At 73.2% G+C, this 20,784-nt stretch carries 18 protein-coding genes and 1 pseudogene; 10 read left to right on the forward strand and 9 right to left on the reverse strand.

Features of this window, described 5'->3' with window-relative positions:
- The first annotated feature begins 145 nt into the window (after window positions 1-145).
- The 3 genes from ACWDD7_RS30845 (at window position 146) to ACWDD7_RS30855 (ending at window position 4,121) form a co-directional block, all read left to right on the forward strand.
- Window positions 146-1,798, forward strand: a complete 1,653-nt coding sequence (locus ACWDD7_RS30845; protein WP_450459820.1) for a penicillin-binding transpeptidase domain-containing protein — start codon at window positions 146-148, stop codon at window positions 1,796-1,798.
- A 322-nt stretch (window positions 1,799-2,120) separates the two neighbouring features.
- Window positions 2,121-3,047 carry an SCO2400 family protein gene (locus ACWDD7_RS30850; RefSeq protein WP_450459821.1) on the forward strand — a complete coding sequence of 309 codons (927 nt, stop codon included), beginning with the start codon at window positions 2,121-2,123 and terminating at the stop codon, window positions 3,045-3,047.
- Window positions 3,048-3,122: 75 nt separating this feature from the next.
- Window positions 3,123-4,121, forward strand: coding sequence for an NAD-dependent epimerase/dehydratase family protein (locus ACWDD7_RS30855; protein ID WP_450459822.1), 999 nt, complete (start codon window positions 3,123-3,125; stop codon window positions 4,119-4,121).
- A 12-nt stretch (window positions 4,122-4,133) separates the two neighbouring features.
- Here ACWDD7_RS30855 and ACWDD7_RS30860 read toward each other — a convergent pair whose 3' ends face one another.
- Entirely contained in the window at window positions 4,134-5,243 is a 1,110-nt protein-coding gene (locus ACWDD7_RS30860) for a sensor histidine kinase (RefSeq protein ID WP_450459823.1), read from the reverse strand.
- A 2-nt stretch (window positions 5,244-5,245) separates the two neighbouring features.
- Window positions 5,246-6,013, reverse strand: a complete 768-nt coding sequence (locus ACWDD7_RS30865) for a response regulator transcription factor (protein WP_450459824.1) — start codon at window positions 6,011-6,013, stop codon at window positions 5,246-5,248.
- A gap of 104 nt (window positions 6,014-6,117) precedes the next feature.
- On the opposite strand from ACWDD7_RS30865, the gene ACWDD7_RS30870 reads away from it, so the two are divergent.
- Window positions 6,118-6,807, forward strand: a complete 690-nt coding sequence (locus ACWDD7_RS30870; RefSeq protein ID WP_450459825.1) for a glycosyltransferase family 2 protein — start codon at window positions 6,118-6,120, stop codon at window positions 6,805-6,807.
- On the forward strand, window positions 6,804-7,412 hold the full coding sequence (locus ACWDD7_RS30875) for a TIGR04282 family arsenosugar biosynthesis glycosyltransferase (RefSeq protein ID WP_450459826.1): 609 nt from the start codon (window positions 6,804-6,806) through the stop codon (window positions 7,410-7,412). The genes ACWDD7_RS30870 and ACWDD7_RS30875 overlap by 4 nt, the downstream gene beginning before the upstream one ends.
- Here ACWDD7_RS30875 and ACWDD7_RS30880 read toward each other — a convergent pair.
- Window positions 7,404-7,859, reverse strand: a complete 456-nt coding sequence (locus tag ACWDD7_RS30880; RefSeq protein ID WP_351870221.1) for a hypothetical protein — start codon at window positions 7,857-7,859, stop codon at window positions 7,404-7,406. The two genes, ACWDD7_RS30875 and ACWDD7_RS30880, sit on opposite strands and share 9 nt — an antisense overlap.
- Entirely contained in the window at window positions 7,859-9,112 is a 1,254-nt protein-coding gene (locus ACWDD7_RS30885) for a molybdopterin-dependent oxidoreductase (protein ID WP_351870224.1), read from the reverse strand. The genes ACWDD7_RS30880 and ACWDD7_RS30885 overlap by 1 nt, the downstream gene beginning before the upstream one ends.
- Window positions 9,113-9,306: 194 nt before the next feature.
- Here ACWDD7_RS30885 and ACWDD7_RS30890 point away from each other — a divergent pair, with 194 nt between their 5' ends.
- Window positions 9,307-10,608, forward strand: a complete 1,302-nt coding sequence (locus ACWDD7_RS30890) for a hypothetical protein (protein WP_450459844.1) — start codon at window positions 9,307-9,309, stop codon at window positions 10,606-10,608.
- Between the two features lie 115 nt (window positions 10,609-10,723).
- Window positions 10,724-11,404: a dienelactone hydrolase family protein gene (locus ACWDD7_RS30895; RefSeq protein ID WP_450459827.1), complete on the forward strand. Its 681-nt coding sequence runs from the start codon at window positions 10,724-10,726 to the stop codon at window positions 11,402-11,404.
- Between the two features lie 26 nt (window positions 11,405-11,430).
- On the opposite strand, the gene ACWDD7_RS30900 is transcribed toward ACWDD7_RS30895, so the two are convergent.
- Window positions 11,431-11,817, reverse strand: coding sequence for a DUF2267 domain-containing protein (locus tag ACWDD7_RS30900; protein ID WP_450459828.1), 387 nt, complete (start codon window positions 11,815-11,817; stop codon window positions 11,431-11,433).
- Window positions 11,818-11,845: 28 nt separating this feature from the next.
- Entirely contained in the window at window positions 11,846-12,715 is an 870-nt protein-coding gene (locus tag ACWDD7_RS30905) for an MBL fold metallo-hydrolase (protein WP_351870231.1), read from the reverse strand.
- A 197-nt stretch (window positions 12,716-12,912) separates the two neighbouring features.
- On the opposite strand from ACWDD7_RS30905, the gene ACWDD7_RS30910 reads away from it, so the two are divergent.
- From ACWDD7_RS30910 to ACWDD7_RS30920, 3 genes and pseudogenes are all read left to right on the forward strand, one after another.
- On the forward strand, window positions 12,913-14,112 hold the full coding sequence (locus ACWDD7_RS30910) for a glycosyltransferase family 39 protein (protein ID WP_450459829.1): 1,200 nt from the start codon (window positions 12,913-12,915) through the stop codon (window positions 14,110-14,112).
- A gap of 169 nt (window positions 14,113-14,281) precedes the next feature.
- Window positions 14,282-16,008: pseudogene (gene ctaD / locus ACWDD7_RS30915) on the forward strand (aa3-type cytochrome oxidase subunit I); the annotation flags it as partial.
- A gap of 12 nt (window positions 16,009-16,020) precedes the next feature.
- Complete coding sequence (locus ACWDD7_RS30920) at window positions 16,021-16,317, forward strand: cytochrome C oxidase subunit I (RefSeq protein WP_392214236.1); 297 nt, start codon at window positions 16,021-16,023, stop codon at window positions 16,315-16,317.
- Between the two features lie 109 nt (window positions 16,318-16,426).
- Here ACWDD7_RS30920 and ACWDD7_RS30925 read toward each other — a convergent pair whose 3' ends face one another.
- From ACWDD7_RS30925 to ACWDD7_RS30935, 3 genes are all read right to left on the reverse strand, one after another.
- Entirely contained in the window at window positions 16,427-17,140 is a 714-nt protein-coding gene (locus ACWDD7_RS30925) for an LmeA family phospholipid-binding protein (RefSeq protein ID WP_450459830.1), read from the reverse strand.
- Window positions 17,141-17,286: 146 nt separating this feature from the next.
- Entirely contained in the window at window positions 17,287-19,449 is a 2,163-nt protein-coding gene (locus tag ACWDD7_RS30930) for an MMPL family transporter (protein ID WP_450459831.1), read from the reverse strand.
- 521 nt (window positions 19,450-19,970) lie between these two features.
- Window positions 19,971-20,636, reverse strand: a complete 666-nt coding sequence (locus tag ACWDD7_RS30935; RefSeq protein ID WP_351870249.1) for a ScbR family autoregulator-binding transcription factor — start codon at window positions 20,634-20,636, stop codon at window positions 19,971-19,973.
- Window positions 20,637-20,784: the final 148 nt, after the last annotated feature.

A 20,784-nucleotide genomic window follows, 5' to 3' on the forward strand; every position in this document is an offset into this window, starting at 1 on the left:
AATCGTCCGACGGCCGGGGCGGTGGCGCCGCCGGACCGGTGGGTCCCGCCGCGGCGGATTTTTTGAGCGGTCCGCCTTGACATTCCGGTAACGATCCCGACGTGGCCGCCTCGTTACTTCATGGAACGTACATACGATCCGGCGCATGAACAGAGCTGTGAAGATCGGCATTGCCGGTACGTCCACCGCGCTGCTCGTTCTGGGGGGAATCGGGACCTACAACCTCCTGCACGGGCTGACCGGCGGTTCGGCCGGAGACCGGGCACAGGACGCGGGTTTCGACCCGTCGACGGTGTCGACCACACCGCCCTCCGGAGCCGAGGCGGTGAAGCTGACCCGGACGTTCCTCGACCACTGGTCCGGGCAGAACCTCGACGGCGCGGCCGGGGACACCGACGCGCCGGACACGGCGGCGCAGGCGCTGCGGCAGTACAAGGACGGCCTGCGTCTGACGCAGGTGACGTTCGGCGAGGTCCTCGCGGCCGGTCCGTCGAGCGTGACCCCGGGGGCCACGAAGGTCACCTTCACCGTCACCGCGCGGGTGGCGGGCGGCAGTTGGAGCTACCCGAGCGCGGTGGCCGTGCGCAAGAGCACCAATGGCGCGGCGGCGGTCCACTGGAACAACTCGGTGCTGTACCCGGGCCTCGGGGACGACCAGTCGCTGACCGCGGGCACGCTGCCCGCGGGCACGAGCGACGCGAAGGTGGTGGCCAGCGACGGCAGGACGGACCTGGCCGGGTTCGACTCGCTGCGGGACATCGCGGGGACGATCCGGCAGAACGGCACGGCCACCGGCGGCCGCCCCGGCACCGGCGTGGCCGTCGTGGACGGCGAGGGCGCGGGCGTCAGGACGCTGAAGACCTTCAAGAAGGGCAGCGCCCCGGTCATCAGGACGACGATCGACGCCCGGCTCCAGACGGCGGCGGAGAGCGCGGTCAAGGACCCGCACGTGCAGGGCATGCCCGCGGGTACGGTGGCCCTCGACTGGAGCAACGGGCACATCCTGGCGGTCGCGCACACGGGCGCGGACGGGGACATCGCCATCAACGGGATCAAGTCCCCCGGCTCCACCATGAAGATCATCACGTCGGCGGCCCTGTTCGACAGGGCGGGCCTCACCCCGGCCAGTCCGGCGCCGTGCACCCCTTCGCTGATGGCCAACAGCCAGCTGTTCCACAACGATCCGGGGGTGAGACCGAATCCGAAGTCCGACCTCGCACAGGCCTTCGCCGTGTCGTGCAACACGTCCTTCATCAAGGACGGTTTCCACTACCTCGTGCACGACGGTGACGCCTCCGCCCTGCACGACGAGGCCGTGGACGTCTTCGGCATGGGCAGCTGGTCCATCGGCGGCGGGGTCGCCACCACGGACCCCAGTATTCCGACGGACGCCCAGGGCGGCGACCAGGCGGCCCAGTTCATCGGGCAGGGCAGGGTGACGGCCACGCCGCTGTTCATGGCGTCCGTCGCGGCCACCGTACGCAACGCCGGTTTCCGGCAGCCCGTCATCCTGCCGGGGCAGCGACAGGAGAGCGCGCCGCGGCCCATCTCGCCCCGTACGGCGGGCTATCTCCGGTCGATGATGCACGCCGCCGCCACCGGTGGCACCGCCGCCCCGCGCCTCGGCGGCCTCGCCGGTGTCGGTGCCAAGACGGGTACCGCCGAGGAGGGCGACCACACCAACGGCTGGCTGACCGCCTACAACGCGCACATCGCGGTCGCGGCCCTGGTCGAGGGCGGCACCTCCGGCGTGGACTCCGCCGGGTATGTCGTACGGCGCCTGCTGACCACCGGCTGACCAGTGCCCCGGCGACGTCACCGGGGCCGGGTTCGCGGAGCCTGCCGCCGAAGGGACCAGGTCACCATCGCGGGGGGCCGCCGGCCGTCGCCGCCCCGCTGATGGCGTTCGGGCCCCTCGGGCTCTCCGACCGGGCACCCGCCGCCGGACGCAGGACTCCCGGCGGATTTACGCAGGAGCGACACACCGACTGCACACAGCCTTTCGAAAGCCCCGTCAGCGTGACTGGCCGCTCGATCCTCCGCACGAACGCGACCAGGCCGTGGCCCCGGCGGGCCGACGGCACAGCCGAACGCCGAACAGGGAAGACCGGAAGACACAGATGGACTACTGCTCCGAGTGCCGTCGGCACCTCAACGGCGCGCTGGTGTGCCCCGGCTGCGGCGCCTACGCCCCGGACATCGCCCCGCGCGGCACCGGCCGTTCCCCGGCGCCCGCCGCCGAGATGCCGGCCGCCACGGGGAGTCGGGGATCGGCGCCGGTGGACGGGTGGTACGGCGGTGCGGTGTCCGCCGGGGCCCACGGGGCCGCGTCCCGGCCGGAGTTCGAGTGGAACGGGGGTGCGTTCCCGCCCGCGTTCGACCCGGCCTCGGACCCCTTCGCGGAGGAACCGGTCGCGAGCGCCGAGGCGCCCGCCGACGCCGTCGGCGTCGAGGACGCGCCGCCGGTGCGCGAGGGCCGGGCGGCGCGCCGGCGTCAGATGGCCCGCTGGAGGAAGAACCAGCGCCGGGCCGTGGTCGCCACCGCCGTCGCCCTCGTCGGCGGTGGTCTGACCGTCGCCTCGATGGACCGGCACACCGCCGACCGGGCGCAGGCGGCCACGGTCCCGAACGACCGGAGCATGGGCCTCGCACCACGAGACGAGGCCCCCGCGCAGACCCCCGAACCGTCGGCCACGCCCGGCACGCGCCAGGACCACCACACGGCCCCGGCGCCCCGCACCCCGGGCGGCACGGGCACCGTGCGGCAGACCCTCGTGACCCACCCCCACGCGGCGCCGGCGATCCCGCACCCGGACGCCGCCGCTCCCGCGGCCCCGGTCACGCGGCCCGCCGCCGCTTCGCAGGCGCGCACCGCCTCCGCCGCACCGGCGACCGACGGGGCCGGCACCACCGCCCCGTCGACGCCCTCCGCCCCCGCGCCCGCCCCCACCACCGGCGGCTCGGACCAGAGCACCGCCCCCGGCGCCCCCGCACGGGCCTCGACCTCGCCGGAACAGCTCTGCGTGCTGGTGCTCTGCATCGGCTGAGGCGAGGTCTTACGGACCCGTGACATGACCCGCGCGCCCCGCAGGCGCGGCGCCCGCCGCGGATAGCGTGACCGTATGCGCGTACTGGTCACCGGCGGAGCCGGGTTCATCGGGTCCCATGTCGTGGAGGCGCTGCGGGCGCACGGGCACGAGCCGGTGGTGTACGACGTCCGCTCGGATCCCGGCGCGGACGTGCGGGACGCGGCCGCGCTGACCCGCGCGCTGGCCGAAGTGGACGCCGTGTGCCATCACGCGGCGATGGTCGGCCTCGGCAACGGTGTCGCCGACGCCGCGGAGTACGTCTCGCGCAACGACCTGGGTACGGCCGTGCTGGTCGCCGCGATGGCGCGGGCGGGGGTGGAGCGCCTGCTGCTGGCCGGGTCCATGGTCGTCTACGGCGAGGGCCGGTACACGTGCCCCCGCCACGGTGTCGTACGACCGGGCCCGCGCGCCGCGGCCGACCTCGACGCGGGCCGGTTCGAGCCGCGCTGCCCGGCGTGCGGGGCGGAGCTGTCCCCCGGTCTGGTGGGCGAGGACGCACCGGCCGACCCCCGCAACGTGTACGCGGCGACCAAGCTCGCCCAGGAGCACCTGGCCGCCGCCTGGGCCCGCTCGACGGGCGGTACCGCGATCTCCCTGCGCTACCACAACGTCTACGGCCCGCGGATGCCCCGCGACACCCCGTACGCCGGCGTCGCCGCCCTCTTCCGCTCCGCGCTCGCCCGCGGTCAGGCTCCCCGGGTCTTCGAGGACGGCCGGCAGCGGCGGGACTTCGTGCACGTCCGGGACGCGGCGGCGGCGAACGTGGCCGCGCTGGAGGCGGCGGCCGCACCCGGCGCGCTCACGGCGTTCAACACCGGCAGCGGTGAGCCCCGCACCGTCGGCGAACTGGCACGGGCGCTCGCCGAGGCGTGCGGCGGACCGGAGCCGGTGGTCACCGGGGAGTACCGGCTGGGGGACGTACGGCACATCACCGCCGACTCCTCCCGGCTGCGGGCCGCGCTGGGCTGGCGGCCCCAGGTCGAATTCGACGAGGGAGTACGGGAGTTCGCGCGGGCCGGGCTCCGGCGGTGAGGTTCCGCGGGCCTACGGCGCGGTCGGCAGCGTCACCTCGAAGCGGCAGCCGCCGGGGATGTTACGGACGGCGGCCCGGCCCCGGTGGGCCTCCACGATGCCCCGGACGATGGCGAGGCCGAGGCCCGCGCCCGCCGGAGGTGTGCGGGCGTCGGTGCCGCGCCAGCCGGTGTCGAAGACGCGCGGCAGGTCCTCCTCGGGGATGCCGCCGCAGCCGTCGGTGACGGACAGCACCACGCCCTCGTCGGTGCGTTCGGCCGCGACGGCGACCGTGCCGTCGGCGGGGGTCCGGCGGATGGCGTTGACCAGCAGATTGCCGAGCACACGGCTCATCTCCCGGCCGTCCACCTCCACCGGCACGGGCGCGACGCGCTCGCCCACCAGACGTACCCCGTGCTCCCGGGCCAGCGGGTCGGCGCCGGCCAGCGCGTCGCCGACCAGGTCGTACAGGGAGATGCGGGACAGGCTCAGCGGGAGGGTGCCCGCGTGGATGCGGGAGAGTTCGAAGAGGTCGCCCACCATGCCGTCGAGGCGTTCCACCTCGGCGCGGATCTGCCGCAGATAGCGGTCGGGGTCGGCGGCGACGCCGTCCTCCAGGGCCTCCGCCATGGCGCGCAGTCCGGCGAGCGGGGTGCGCAGGTCGTGCGAGATCCAGGCGACCAGTTCCCGCCGTGAGGTCTCCAACGCCCGCTCCCGTTCGCGGGATTCGGCGAGCCGGGCACTGGTGGCCGCCAACTCCCGGCTGAGGTCCTCCAGTTCGGCGGTGGCGGGGCCGTCGGGCGCGGCGTAGGTGCCGCCGTCGCCGAACGAGCGGGCGGCGTCGGCGAGTTCGCGGCTGCGGGCGACCACCCAGCGGCCGAGCAGCAGCGCGGTGACCAGGGAGACGACGGCCGCCATGGCGACGACGGTGGTGACGGCGGTCAGGTCGTGCGGGGACAGGAACATGGCCCAGGCGACGGCGAGGGTCCCGGCGAGCATGGCGAGGACCCCGACCGCGGCGACGACGGCGAGGGACGCGGTGAGCGAGCGCCGCCGGATCAGCCGCAGCACGCCCGCCCCGGCGAGGCCCGTGGCGGCGGCTGCGGCGAAGGCGTAGAGGGCGATGAGGAGGAGGTCGCGCACGGTCAGTCCCCCGCGCCGTCCGGCTCGAAGCGGTAGCCGACCCCCCACACGGTCCGGATCAGCCGGGGCCCGGCCGGGTCGTCCTCGATCTTGCCGCGCAGCCGCCGGACGTGCACCGTGACGGTGGACAGGTCGCCGAAGTCCCAGCCCCAGACCTCGCGCATCAGGTCCTCGCGGGCGAAGGCCCGGCCGGGGTGCCGCAGGAAGAACGCGAGGAGGTCGAACTCCCGGAGAGTGAGGGCGAGTTCGCGGCCGCCCTTGGTGGCGCGGCGGGCGTCGGGGTCGACCGTGAGCCCGGCCGCGGCCAGTCGGTGACCGGTGGCGGAGGGGCGGCTGCGGCGCAGTACGGACTCCACGCGCAGCACGAGTTCGCGGGGACTGAAGGGCTTGGTGACGTAGTCGTCGGCGCCGACCTCCAGGCCGAGGACGCGGTCCTCCTCGTCGCCGCGGGCGGTGAGCATGATGACCGGTACGGGCCCCTGCTCCCGCATCCGCCTGCACACCTCCAGGCCGTCCATGCCGGGCAGCATGAGGTCGAGGACGACGAGGTCGGGCCGGTGGACGTGGGCGCGGCCGAGGGCGGTCGGGCCGTCGTCGGCGCGCTCGACCGCGTACCCGGCGCGGTCCAGGTATCCGGCGACGACCTCGGAGACGGTGGGGTCGTCGTCCACGACCAGGACCCGGGCTCGGCCGCGCTCCCGGTCCGGGTCCGGGTTCCCGGCCGCCGGGTCGGGGGCGCCGGCCCGGTGGGGCTCGTACTGCTGCTGCATGGCTCAAGCGTCGCACCGCGTGCGGCACGGTGGTGCGGCGGTCGGGGCGGTGTCCGCGTTTCGTAAGGAGTGGAAGTCCGAAACGCCCGGTTTCCGTTCGTAGGGTGAACGGCGTGACGACCACTTCTTCGGACGTCGACGTGGTGCTGCCCTGTCTGGACGAGGCCGAGGCGCTGCCCTGGGTGCTCGGGCGGATCCCGGCCGGGTGGCGGGCCATCGTCGTCGACAACGGTTCCAGGGACGACTCGGCCCGGATCGCCCGCGCGCTGGGCGCGACCGTGCTCGACGAGCCCCGGCGCGGCTTCGGCGCCGCCTGCCACACCGGGCTGACCGCCGCCACGGCCGGCATCGTCTGCTTCTGCGACTGCGACGCCTCCCTCGACCCCGCGCTGCTGGTGCCCTTCGTGCGGGAGATCCGCGAAGGACGGGCGGACCTGGTGCTCGGCCGAAGGCGGCCGGTGAGCCGGGACGCCTGGCCGGCGCACGCCCGCGCCGGGAACCTCGCGCTGGCCCGGCTGCTGCGCCGCCGTACCGGGCTGCGGCTGCACGATCTGGGGCCGCTGCGGGCCGCCCACCGGGAGGCGCTGCTCGCGCTGCGCCTCACCGACCGGCGCAGCGGCTATCCGCTGGAGATGGTGGTGCGGGCCGCCGACGCGGGATGGCGGATCAGCGAGCGCGACGTGCCGTACCTGCCGCGCACCGGGCTGTCCAAGGTGACCGGGACCTGGGCCGGGACCTGGCGCGCGGTGCGGGACATGCGCCGGGTGCTCGCCGCTCCCCGGGCGGCCCGGTGACCACGCTGCTCGTGATCGCCAAGGAGCCGCGCCCGGGGCGGGTCAAGACGCGGCTGACCCCGCCGTTCACGCCCGTCGAGGCGGCGGGCCTCGCCGAGGCGGCGCTCGCCGACACCCTGCACGCGGTGGCGACCGCGCCCGCGTCCCGGCGGCTCCTCGTCCTGGACGGCGCGCCGGGCCCCTGGCTGCCGCCGGGCTTCGAGGTGCTGCCGCAGTGCGCGGGCGGCCTCGACGAGCGCCTGGCGGACGCCTTCGCCCACTGCGACGGCCCGGCCCTGCTGATCGGCATGGACACGCCTCAGGTGACCCCGGACCTGCTCACCGTGGACTTCGCGGACTGCGACGCGTACCTGGGCCCGGCGGAGGACGGCGGCTTCTGGGCACTCGGTCTCGCCGCCCCTGATCCGGCGCTACTGCGGGGCGTGCCCATGTCGACGCCCGTGACCGGTGCCGTCCAGCGGGCACGGCTGACGGACGCGGGGCTGCGGGTGCGGGAGTTGCCCCGGCTGCGGGACGTCGACGTGGCCGACGACGCCCGCGCGGTCGCCGCGCTGTCCCCGCACGGGAGGTTCGCCGCCCGGCTGGCCCGGTACGCCTCACGCTGAGCCGGAGCCCCCGCGCCGCACCCGCCACACCAGCAGCGACGCCGACCCCCCGAACAGCACGGCGGTGATCAGCAGCCACCGGGCGGCAAAGCCGTCCGGGGACAGTCCGGTGGTCAACCGGTACCGCTCCGCCGCCCTCCCGCTGATCAGCGGGAACCAGACGAGCAGCAGCAACCCGGACAGCGCGGCGGGCACCCGCACGTACGGCGTCCACGCGCGCCGCCCGACCGCGTCGAGCCCGCGCACCAGCGTCCGGTCCGCGACCGAGTACAGCGGCAGCAGCACCAGGTCGTGCAGCAGGGCCGCGCCCACGATCCACAGCGCCACCGCGAGCCGGTCACCGGCGAACAGCCGGACTCCGGCGTACGCGGCGAGCGCGAACGAGCAGGCGAGGAGCAGCAGCGGGAAGGGGCTGCCGAGCGGCGGACGCGGTCGAGGCGGCTTCATCACAGGTCTCCGAAGGTCAGCCGTGCCACCCACTTGGTGTTGAGCACGCCGGGCGCCGCGGGCACGATGACGCGCGCCGGGTGACCGTGGTCGGGGGAGAGTTCCTCGCCGTTGACGTAGAGGGCGAGCAGGGAGCGCGGATCGGCCACCTGGTCGGCGCGCAGGGCTGCACGCCGGAACGCGCCGTGCCGTTGCAGGGACTCCACGAGCACGTCCGGCACACCGGCGGCGTGGCCGTCGTACCCCACGAGCCCGGCGAGATCGCGCAGCCGCACACCGCGCCACCACTGGTCGGCGGTGGACCAGCCCTCGACACAGGCGATCGGCAAGGACACGCTGTGCAGCGGGAGTCGGAGCAGCCGGGCGCGGCTGAGCCGGACGGTGCCGGTGCGGCCGGTGACGACGAGGCGCCAGGCGTCCTCGTGGGTGTCGGCCCGGGTGATCCCGGCGTACGCGGCGGTCTTGTTGATCTGGAAGCCGTTCGGGCCGCCGCCCGGGTCGGCCGGGCCGCGCGGCGCGAGCAGGGCCGTACGGCGCAGGGGCCCACCCAGGCTCTGCCCGACCGTGGTGAGGAACAACAGCAGCGCGCCGCCACCGACCAGGCCGAGGGCGCCGCGCCGGGACACGGTGGGCGGGGCGGGGTCCGGGGAGACCAGGGAACCCGGGCCGAAGTCCTCCCCGTCCGGCCGACGTCGTACCGCCCGCACCGCCGTCGGCGCTTTCAGGACCGCGTGGGCGACGAAGGCCGCGAAGAAGACCCAGGCGCCGTAGAAGTGCAGCGGGTAGAAGGAGCCCGGGAAGACGTAGTCCAGCTGGATGTTGAGCACTCCGGTGGTGAACTCGAACAGCCCGCCGCCGACCAGCAGCAACAGCGAGATCCGTTCCAGCGCGTGGGCGACGGAGCGGGCCGGCGGCAGGGTGAAGAGGCGCGGCACCACCGACCACAGCTTGGCCAGCAGGACCGGGATCAGGGTGATGCCCAGGGTGACGTGGACGCCCTGGGTGAGCCGGTACAGCCACACCGGGTCGGTCGGCCACGCGAAGAGGTAGAAGCCGAGCAGGCCCTTGTCCGGGGTCGTGTCGTTCACCGGGGACAGGTTCGGGTTGTACGCGGCGTACGACACCAGGCCGGTCACGAACAGGACGGTGACGCCGACGAGCAGGGCGAGGCCGAGGACCGAGGTGAGCCACGGGCCGCGCAGGGGGCTGCGCCAGAAACTCGGGGACGACGGGATCCGATGAGGGTCGCGCATGATCCGACGGTAGGCCGCCGCAGGCCCGCGGCAGGGGACACGACCGGTGACGAAACGCTGACGTCCGGCCCGGACGGCGGCCTCCCACCGCCCGCCCGGCCTAGCGTGCCCGTGTGACCCGCCACCGCCCCGGCCCCGCCGCCGCCCGTGCCACCCGCCGCGACGCGCACGCCGCCCGTGCCACCCGCCGCGATCTGTACGCCGCCGGTGCCGCCGCCCTCCTGGTCACGGCGGCCGTGCTGGTCGGGCGGCACATCCAGTCCACCCGGCACACGCTGTTCGTGCACTGGCCCCCGCTGCTCGCACAGTGGGACCCGCACCTCGGCCCCGGCACGCCCGCCGCCCTGCTCCTGGCCGCCGCCGGGGTGGCGTACGGCCCCGGGCTCGCGGCCCGCCTGCCCTGGCGCGGGCTGCTCGCGTCCGCGTGGGCGTCCGCGCTGGCCTGGATCACCTGCCTGGCACTGGTGGACGGCTGGCGACGGGGCATCGCGGGCAGGCTGACCAGCCGCAACGAGTATCTGCGGGTGATCGGCAGGTTCGCCGACATCCCGGCCGCGCTGCGCGACTTCACCCACCACATCGTCAGCGGCTCCCCCGCGCCCTGGCCCGCCCATGTCGCGGGGCATCCCCCGGCGGCCACGCTGGTCTTCGTCCTGCTCGACCGGACCGGGCTGCGGGGCGGCGGGTGGGTCGGGATGTTCTGCGTGGTCGTCGGTGCGACCGGGTGCGTGGCGGTGCTGGTCGCCGTGCGCGCCCTGGCCGACGAGGCGCTCGCGCGGCGGGCGGCGCCGTTCGTGGTGCTGGCCCCGGCCGCGGTGTGGCAGGGCACCTCGGCCGACGGCCTCTTCGCGGCGGTCGCCGCCTGGGCGGTGGCCCTGCTCGCCCTCGCCCTGACCCGCCCCTCCCCGTGGGCGGCCGCCGGGGCGGGTCTGCTCTTCGGACTGACCTGCTATCTCTCCTACGGCCTCACCCTCTTCGCCCTCATCGGCGCGGCGGTGCTCGTGCTCGGCCGCCGCCGACCACGGGACCGGCGCTCCCTGTTGATCCCGCTGCTCGCCGGACTCGCCGTGTTCCCAATGGTGTTCGCGTTCGCCGGCTTCGACTGGCTCGACGGATACCATCTTCTGACGATCCGTTACCGCCAGGGGGTCGGCGGCATCCGCCCCTACGGCTACTGGCTGTGGGCCGACCTCGCCTGCGCCGTGCTCATCACCGGCCCGGCCACCGCGGCGGGCCTGCGCCGCGCGGGCGCCCTGCTCCCGCACCGCCGTACCGGCTCCCGGGCCCGGCTCGCCGTCCTCGTCGGCGCCGCCCTGCTCGCGCTCCTGGTGGCCGACCTGTCCGGGATGAGCAAGGCCGAGACCGAACGGATCTGGCTGCCCTTCGCGCTGTGGCTGCTGCCCGCCTGCGCGCTGCTCCCCCGGCCCCGCCCCTGGCTCGCCGCCCAGGTCGTGCTCGCCCTGCTCCTCAATCACCTGCTGCTGACCGGCTGGTGATGGCGGCCCGAGGGCCCCTGCGGGTGCCGGGTCCGGGCCCCGTGGGCATGATGGGAAGTGGACATCCGGGCCGTACTGATCGGCGGGAACGGCGCCCCGGGAAGGGTTGAGGCCGATGATCTCCGAGATGGTTCTCGTCCGCATGGACGATGCCGCGCTCCATGGTGACCTGGTGGTCTCCGCTCCGTCGCGGGCGGTGGTGCTCTTCGTGCACGGCAACGGCAGCTCCCGGCACAGCACCCGCAACCGCGCCGTGGCCGCCGAGTTGCGCGTGGCAGGGTACGGCACGCTGCTGCTCGACCTGCTCAGCGAGCGGGAGGAGCGGCACGACGCGCTGGGCGCCGGGCACCGCTTCGACATCCCGCTCCTCGCGCACCGGCTGGTGGGGGCGATCGACTGGCTCGCGGAGCAGCCCGACACCCGCGGGATCCCGGTGGTGCTGTTCGGCGCCGGCACGGGCACCGCCGCCGCGCTGACGGCCGCCGCCGAGCGGCCGGACCGGGTGCTGACCGTGGTGTCGCGGGACGGACGGCCCGATCTGGCGGGCGACGCGCTGGAACGGGTGCGGGTGCCGGTCCTGCTGGTGGTCGGCGCGCAGGACCGCGAGGCGCGGCGGCTCAACGAGGAGGCCGCCCGGCGGCTGCGCGCCCCGCACTCCCTGCACCTCGTGCCGAAGGCCACCCATCTGTTCGAGGACCCGCGCGCGCTGGCCCAGGTCACCGACGCGGCCAGGCGGTGGTGCGACGAGCAGTTGCGGGCCACGCGGGAGGAACCCGAGCCGCACGGTCAGCAATGACGGGCGCTCCCGGGGCGCCCGGGGGCTCACCCGCGTCCCGGCCGCCCGAACAGCTCCGCGTAGCTGACCGGCAGCCGGGACAGCAGTTCGTCCAGCTCGCGCCCGGAGACCGTGTCGGCCACGGTGGACAGCACCGCGCCCGCGTCCCACTCCGCCGTCCGCGGCCTGGCACCCGTCTGCTGCGCCACCCGCCGCAGGAACTCCTCCCGGCCGAAGGACTCGGCGCAGCCCCGGTCCCGGTGCAGCGCCTCGTCCAGCGGCGCGGGCAGCCGCGCCGCCAGTTCGTCGGCCTCCTCCGGGGTGATCCGGGTGGCCAGCGTCCACAGCACGGCCTCGCTCACGTGCTCGGCCTCCTCCTGGCTCCGGTACTCCCCGCGGTCACGGACCCGGGTAAGAAACTCCGCCAGTCGCACGGTGACCTCCCTGTCGTACGCGGCCCCCTCACCACCGTACGGCCGTGAAGTCCACGGGACGCGGGCGCAGGGTGCGGGCGTGCTCGGTCAGCGCGCGCAGGCGGCGGGCCATCTCGTCGGCGGGCAGGTGCCTGCGGTCGCCGTGGCCCGGCAGGACCCACTCGAAGCGCAGCCGACCCGCCGTACGTGCCAGGGAGGCGGCCAACTCCTCGATGGAGTACCAGGTCACGCTGTGCGCGACGGTGAGATCCCCGAGCGAGCGCGACCAGTAGAAGCTGTCGCCGCTGAAGCAGTACCGGTCGTCCGCGAGGTACAGCACGCTGCCCCGGGTGTGGCCGGGCAACGGATGCACGGTGACGCCCTCGTCGACGTCCAGGGGGGCGAGGCCCCGGATGACCCGGTCCGCGTCGGGCGCGGCGTCGAGGTCGCCCTCGTGGATCCACAGCCGGGCGCCGAGGCGGTCGGCGTAGCGGCGGCCGTGGGCGGCGTGGTCGCGGTGGGTGAGCAGCACGTCCGTGATCCGTCCGAGGGCCGTGTACCGGTCGGCGAGGGCGGGGCTCCAGCGGGGCGTGTCGATCATCATGAGGGTGCCGGAGGGGCGGCGGAGCAGGTAGGAGTTGGCGCCGGCGGTGCGCCGCGAGTTGTGGCCGCACAGCAGGACGTTGTCGTCCAGGGCCAGCGGGAACGGGTCGAGAGCCTCGTCGGCGCGCCCGGTGGTGGGGCGGATCGAGCGGGTGTGGCAGGCGAAGACGGCGGCGTGCAGACGCCGGTTCTCCTCCTCGGTCTCCGGCCGGCGCACGATGCGGGACCGGCCGTCCTTCTCGTCGATCAGGTCCGGCGCCAGCTGCCGGGCGACATCGCAGTTGGTGCAGCGGTCGTCGACGTACCAGCCGTCCACAGGGGCTCCTTCCGCGGGGTGCGGACCGGGCGGGCCCGCCGTTCCAGGATGACCCGCCCGAACCGGGACCGGTAGGTGCGAGCCGGTCTTGTGTTTTCCCGGATACGACGCTCTGACCAGCAGATAAAACAAGCCAGAAGTGGCTTGATCGGCGTGGTCCCATTGCACGGACGTGCGGCTCCGATCAAGGTCGGAGGGTGAGCACGTTCTCCCCGCAGCGCCGTGACGCCTCCGCCCTCGAACGGCCCGGTCCGCCCCCGGAAGGGCGCGAGCGCCGGGCCTGGCCGCCCGGCGTCCAGCGGGCGCTCGTCCTCTTCGGCGCCGTGCGGGTGGCCGGGGCGATCCTCGTCGTGCTGGTGAACCTGCTCACCGGACGCTCGATACTCAAGGGCCTGGCCCACTCCTGGGACTCCGTCTGGTACCTGCACATCGCCACGCACGGCTACGGCTCCCGGATACACATCACGGACACCGGCTCGGTGCAGACCGACTGGGCCTTCTTCCCCCTGTACCCGGGGCTCATCCGGGCACTCGACCGGATCCCCCTGATCTCCCCCGCCGTGGCCGCGCTGCTGATCGCCTGGACCGCGATCGCGCTGGCCGCCGTCGGCGTCTACGCGATCGGGCACCGGCTCTACGGCCGCTCGGTCGCCACCGCCATGGTCGCCCTGTGGGCCGTCCTGCCGCACTCGGTGGTCCTCACCCTCGCCTACACCGAGCCCTTGTTCATCGCCCTCGCCGTCTGGTGCCTGTACGCCCTGCTGGACGAACGCTGGCCGGCGGCCGGCGCGCTCGCCGCGCTCGCGGGCCTGACCCGGCCGAACGGCTACGCGGCCGCCGCGGCCGTCCTCGGCGTGGCCGCCTTCGAGGCCGTACGGCGCCGGGGCCGGGTCCCGCCCGGTCTGTGGGCCGGTGCCCTCGCGGCACCGCTCGGCTGGACGGCGTACCTGCTGCTGGTGGGGCATCGCACGGGCGCCCCGCTGCACGGCTACTTCCAGGTGCAGAGCGCCTGGGAGTCGCGCTTCGACGGGGGCCTGGGCACGCTGCGCTTCCTCGCGACGCTGCCGCTGTCCGACGGCGTCATCTACCCGGTGGCGCTGGTGGTCGTGGCGGCGGGGGTGTTCCTGTTCGTGCGGCTGTGCCGGGAGCGGGTGCCGCTCGCGCTGCTGCTGTACACCGCCGCGCTGTTGCTGCCGGTCGTGCTGGTCTCGGGCCCCTTCGAGTCCAAGCCGCGCTTTCTGCTGCCGGCGTTCCCGCTGCTCATCCCCGCGGCGCGGGCACTCGTGCACAAGTGGCGCACCGACCCCGACACCGCCCGCCGGGTGTGCGGGTACCTCGCCGGCTTCTCCCTGCTCTACGGCACGTACCTGGCGACCTTCGCCAACCACTCCCCCTGAGCCTCGGCCCACTGCTCCGAACGAGGTATCCGAATGCTCCGTTCGGGTACCGACGTCAGCCGTTCGGCCGTGTCCCGGCCGCCGTGGGTGCCGGTGCCCGCCCCGCTGCCGCGAGGATGTCGGATGACTGACGTCGGCGAACCTGCGAGCGCCGGGAGGCGTACCAGCTGTGAGCATTCTGAACGAGCCCAAGGGGCCGACCGGCACCTACGACGCCGAGGTGCCGGTGCGGCGCAAGCAGCCCGGCAATGTCGTGGTGAAGTGGCTGACGACCACCGATCACAAGACGATCGGCACCCTGTACCTCATCACCTCGTTCGCCTTCTTCCTGATCGGCGGCGTCATGGCGCTCCTCATGCGCGCCGAACTGGCCCGCCCGGGCCTGCAGATCATGTCGAACACGCAGTACAACGAGTTGTTCACGATGCACGGCCTGATCATGCTGCTGGTGTTCGCGACACCGCTCTTCGCCGGTTTCGCGAACTGGATCATGCCGCTCCAGATCGGCGCCCCGGACGTGGCCTTCCCCCGGCTGAACATGTTCGCCTACTGGCTGTACCTGTTCGGCTCGCTCATCGCGGCGGCCTCCCTGCTCACCCCGCAGGGCGGCCCCGACTTCGGCTGGTTCATGTACCCGCCCCTGTCGGACGCGATCCACACGCCGAACGTCGGCGCCGACATGGGCATCATGGGTCTGACCCTCTCCGGCTTCGGCACCATCCTCGGCTCGGTCAACTTCCTCGCGACGATCCTGTGCATGCGCGCCCCGGGACTCACCATGTTCCGCTTGCCGATCTTCTGCTGGAACGTGCTGCTGACCGGTGTGCTGGTCCTGCTGGTGTTCCCGGTCCTGGCCGCCGCCCTGCTCGCCCTGGAGGTGGACCGCAAGTTCGGCGCCCACATCTTCGACGCGGCCAACGGCGGCGCACTGCTGTGGCAGCACCTCTTCTGGTTCTTCGGCCATCCCGAGGTGTACGTCATCGCGCTGCCGTTCTTCGGGATCGTCTCGGAGATCGTCCCGGTCTTCTCCCGCAAGCCGATGTTCGGCTACATGGGCCTGATCGCCGCGACGATCTCCATCTCGGGCCTTTCGATGACCGTGTGGGCGCACCACATGTACGCCACCGGTGGTGTACTGCTGCCGTTCTTCTCCTTCATGACCTTCCTGATCGCGGTGCCGACCGGGGTCAAGTTCTTCAACTGGATCGGCACCATGTGGAAGGGCTCGCTGTCCTTCGAGACGCCGATGCTGTGGACGGTGGGCTTCCTCGTCACGTTCCTCTTCGGCGGTCTGACCGGAGTCATCCTGGCCTCGCCGCCGATGGACTTCCACGTCACCGACTCCTACTTCGTCGTGGCCCACTTCCACTACACGATCTTCGGCACCGTGGTGTTCGCGATGTTCGCCGGGTTCTACTTCTGGTGGCCGAAGTTCACCGGGAAGCTGCTCGACGAGCGCCTCGGCAAGATCCACTTCTGGACCCTGTTCTTCGGCTTCCACCTCACCTTCCTGGTCCAGCACTGGCTGGGCGCGGAGGGGATGCCCCGCCGGTACGCCGACTACCTGGCGGCCGACGGGTTCACCGCCCTCAACACCCTGTCCACGATCGGCTCCTTCCTGCTCGGCGCGTCGATGCTGCCGTTCCTCTACAACGTCTGGAAGACGGCCAAGTTCGCCCCGATGGTCGGTGTGGACGACCCCTGGGGCTACGGCCGCTCGCTGGAGTGGGCGACCTCCTGCCCGCCCCCGCGGCACAACTTCACCACCCTGCCGCGGATCCGCAGCGAGTCCCCGGCGTTCGACCTCCACCACCCGGACATCGCGCTGGTCGAGGCAGAGGCGCACGGCGCGGTATGAGCGACCCGAGTCTGCGGCAGGGGGCCACCGAGGGGGAACTGAGCAACGAGGTGGAGGGGTACCTGCTCTGGCAGGCCCGCATCGCGGAGGCCGAGCAGCGTGCCCAGGAGTTCGTCCGGCCCATGGACTGGCTGACGACCGCCCAGCGCACGGAGATCGAGCAGAGTTACGTCGAGGACTCCCTGCGCCGGGCCCGCGGGGACCTGGAACGCATCGCCGCCCGCTGCACCTCGCTGCGGGCGGAGTACGAGAACCGGTACCAGGAGCTGAAACGGCGGTGCGTGGCCTGGACGCTGGGCGTCTGCGCGGGGCTGGCCGCGGTGGCGGCGCTGCTGATGCTCCTCTGAGAGCGCCGCCCCCTCGACCGCAGACGGTCAGCCGTCCCGGTGGGCCGCGGTGATCAGCTCGTGGGTGACCAGGCCGTGGTGCGAAACGCCGCGGAACTGGTCGGTCCGGTCAGCGGGAGAAGCGCGAGGCGCCCAGGTTCACCAGGTGGCCGACCATGTCGATCCGTACGCCGTCCGGTGTGGACCGGGCGGCGCTGAAGCCGACGTTCTCCGGGAGGTCGACACGCCAGGTGGCCGTGGCCTGTTCGGTGCCGGGGACGGTGAGGGAAAGCTCGTTGCCCTGGGCGAGCAGGGTGCCGGTGCCGTCGGCCTGCCGGCCGCCGACGGTGCCGCTGATCCTGAGCCGCGCCGCCTGACCGTCCGAGCCCGGCGCCTGCGACACCTTCACGGGTCCTCCGGTACCGGCCAACCGGGAGAGGACGCCGGACAGTTGGTCGTACGACAAGGTCAGGGTGCCGGTGACGAGGTTCGCCTCGGCGCTGCGGGCCGTCAACGAGGTCACCGTCACGCCGCGCAGGTCGAGTCGGAGCTGCCGGACACCGAGGTAGCCGCCCTGCGCGTTGCCCGTGGTGTCGACGGTGAAGTTCCGCGCCGTCAGGGCGACATGGTCGAAGTCCTGGCCGAACGCCTGGGTCAGGAAGGGGAAGCCCTTGATCGACACGTCGAGGTGGCTGTCGGTGGAGTTGCCGTAGCCGTACTTCTGCTCGACGAGCCGGGCGGCCTCCTTGTCCGCGTAGTGCAGGGCAATCCGGTCCGCGACGGTGAACAGTACGGCCAGGATCACGACCGTGATCGCCAGCACCTTGACCCGACGACGTCTCATCCCGATCTCCCCCATGCCGCGTCGAGTTGGTCCGCACGCGCCCCGCGCGCGCCCCGATCATGCACCACGTGCGGCCCGCCGAAGGCAGCGGGGGCACGCCAGGGCCGTACGCCCTGGCGTGCCCCCGTGCGGAGCGGTGCCCGGTGTCAGCGGCCGTGGCCCGCCGGGTCGCGGTCGTCCATGGCCGCGGCCTGTGCGGGGACCGTGCCGGCCGCCTGCTGCACGCGGTCGCCGTGGCCCGGCCACCACGCCGCGTGGCCGATGAGCGCGGTGAGGCTCGGCGTGAAGAACATCGCCATGACGAACGCGGCGATCGCGATGCCGAAGGAGACCGCGAAACCCATCTCCGTGAGCAGCGAGTTGCCGGCCAGCATCATGGTGGCGAAGGTCGCCGCCAGGATGAACCCGGCCGCGGCCACGGTCGGCCCGGCGTGCCGCAGGGCCATGCCGGCCGCCTCGCGCGGATCGCGGCCCTCGCGGGCCTCCTCGCGCAGCCGCGCGATCATGAGGATGTTGTAGTCGGTGCCGATGGCGACCACGAAGAGATACATGATCACCGGGAGCATGAACATCAGGCCGGAGTGCCCCTCCCCCTTCTGGAAGATCCACACCGTGGCACCGAGGGTGGCACCGAAGCCGAGGCCCACCGAGGCGATCAGGTACCAGGGCGCCACGACGCTGCGCAGCAGCAGGCCGAGGATGACCATGATGAGGACGGCGGCGAGGGGGAACACCGTGCGGTAGTCGTGGTTGACGGCCGCGTTGATGTCCTTGTAGATCGAGGACATGCCGCCGACCAGCGCCTCGGTGCCGGCGGGCGCACCCGCGTGCGCGACGTCGCGCACCCCTTGGACGGCGTCGATCGCGCGGTCCGTCGACGCCTCGTACTTGAGGGTGACGGTGAAGTCCGCGGTGGTGCCGTCCTTGTTGAGCTGGCTCATCCGGGCGCTCGCGACGCCGTCCACCGCGCCGAGCTTCCGTGCGTACCCGGCGAAGGCGCTCTTGTCGAGCGGCTTGCCGTCGGTGCTGGAGAGGTACACGTCCGTGGGCGCGGCGGCACCCGCCGAGTACGCCTTCTGCATCCGGTCCTGGACGACCATCGACTCCTTGGTCTTGGGCATCGAGCCCGAGGCCAGGTCGAAGGTGGCCTTGTAGCCGAGCGTGCCGACCGACAGCGCGAGCAGGACGAGGCCGGAGGCGACGGCGGTCAGCGCCGGGCGGCGCCGCACCGCGCGGCCGAGCGCGGCGAACCGGGCGTTCTCCGGCTCCTTCTGCCAGGACTTGGAGGGCCAGAAGACCTTGGGGCCGATGAGGGAGACCACGGCCGGGATCAGGGTCAGGCCCGCGACCAGGGTGGCCGCGACCGCGATGGCGAGCGCCGGGCCCATCTGCTTGAGGAAGCCGAGGGTGGACAGGACCAGCGCGAGGAAGGCGATGATGACCGCGCCGGCGGCCGAGGCGATGGCTTCGCCGACCCGGCCGACCGCGTTGATCATGGCTTCCTTGGGCTCGTCACCGGCCCTGAGGCGTTCGCGGTAGCGGAACATCAGGAACAGGAAGTAGTCGGTGCCCACGCCGAAGAGCACCACGATCAGGATGGACGAGATCGAGCTGTTGGCCTGGAGCCCGAACAGCTTGGTGGCGTAGGCGATCAGCCCGTTGGCCACGGCCGAGACCAGGCCGATGAGGACCAGCGGCAGGACGGCCAGGATCGGCGCCCGGAAGATGATCAGCAGGGTCACCAGGATGATGGCGAAGGTGCCGAAGCCGATCAGCGCCTGGCCGCGTTTGGAGGAGTCCTGCTGGTCGAGGGCCTGCGCGGCGGAGCCGCCCAGTTTGACGTCGAGATGAGTGCCCTTGGCCAGTTGCTTGACGTCCTCGCGCAACATCTTGGCCGCGTCGGCCTGTGCGGGCTGGCCGGCGCTCTTGCTGTCCATCTGGACCAGGGTCATGGCGTACCTGCCGTCCTTGGACGGCGGGCCGGGGACCACCTTCTGTACCTGGTCGATCTTCTTCTCGCCCAGCTCGGTGGTGATCCGGGCGACGTCCTTCTGGTCGGCGGCGGTCAGCCGGCCGCCGTCGGTGCGCTGGTAGAGCGCGATCGCGGAGGGCGTGAAGGCGCTGGGGAACGCCTTCTGCTGGAGATCCGCGGCTTTGATCGATTCGTAACTCTTGGGTAGAAAGCTGCTCTCGTCACTGTTCGAGGGCAGGCCTGGGGCGGTGGCGACGATCGCCACCGCGGCGATCAGCCATGCCACGATCGTCCAGACCGGATGCCGGACGACGGCAGCGCCAATACGTCGGAACATGCGGGAGGGTCCTCCTGTGAAGGAAGATCACCGCAGCCCGGGGAGCGGTCCCTGGCATCGGCGACCCCGACCGGCCCATGTCCGACGAGCCGGTCGAATGGTTGTCTTAGGGATCACATCGTAGTGACCGACGATACGTTCTTCGTACCGGATTCCGCGTGGCCCGTACCGCACCTCAAGCGGAGCAAACCGGTCCGGAAATCCGCCGGTCGAGATCTCGGCGCCGGTCCGCCTCGAAGGAGTCCCGGTGGGAGCGAGGCGGGTACGGCGGTCCCTGCGTCGCCGGTCCGCCCGCGTCCGGTCGGTCCAGCGGAAGGACCGGGCGAAGACCACGGCGTCGAACGCGCCGAGTCCGACCGGGAGTTCCTCGGCGCGCGGCCGTACCCGGCGGAGGACGTCCGTGACGACCCTTCCGGCGAGGGCCTGTCCAGGTGGGGTGGTCCGGTGGGAGCGACGAGGCGGAGGCGGCCCTATGGGGACGGCTCGGTGGAGGGGTGGCCGGGGGTGCGGTCGGGGGTGTTTCAGTGGGGGGCGCCGGCGAGGGCGGCCCGCGACCGGCGTCGCACCTCGGCGATCACCCGCGCACCGCGGTCCGGGGCGGTGTCGAGGCGGACGAGGACGGCCGGGACGGCTATCGCGGGAAGCAGATGATTGAAGAGCGCCGACATCCGTTCGTCCAGATCGGCCCAGTCGGCAACGGCCTGCGAGACGAGCTGGACCCCTATCCACGCCCCGAGGAAGACCTGCGCGGTCTCCTCCGGTTCCACGTGCGGCAGCACCTCGTCCCGGGCCCTGGCCTCCGCCAGCAGCGACGCGGTGAGTTCGGCCCAGGCGGGCCAGGCGCTGCCGAAGACGTTCCGCCCCTGGAGGTCGGCCGAGAGCCGAACTCCGGCCAGCAGCAAGGGCTCACGCGGCAGCCGGTCGGCCAGCGTCATGCCGGCGTCCACCCACTCCTGGAGCTTGACCTCGCGGGGGACGTGGTACTCGGCCGATATCTGCTCCTGGAGCACCCCGCGCGCGAGGGCGGCCTTGGAGTCGAAGTGGAAGTAGAGGGCGCCCTTGGTGACTCCGGCCCGGTTGAGGATCTCCGCGATGGTCGCCGCGGCATAGCCGCGCTCGGCGAACACCGCGGCGGCGGCCTCCAGCACAGCGCGTCGGGTTCGCACAGCTCGCTCCTGCTGAGCCATGGACCCTCCTCAAGCTGAACGTTAAACCAAACAGCCCGTACCCTACCCCACACCCCCTCTGCGACCGGGTCTCCACGGGCCGTTGGGGAGGCAGGGACGCAGGTGATCGAAGGGGACCGGTTCGCCCGGCCGGGCAGGGCGCGCAGAG

This window comes from Streptomyces sp. NPDC001056 (assembly GCF_053598955.1).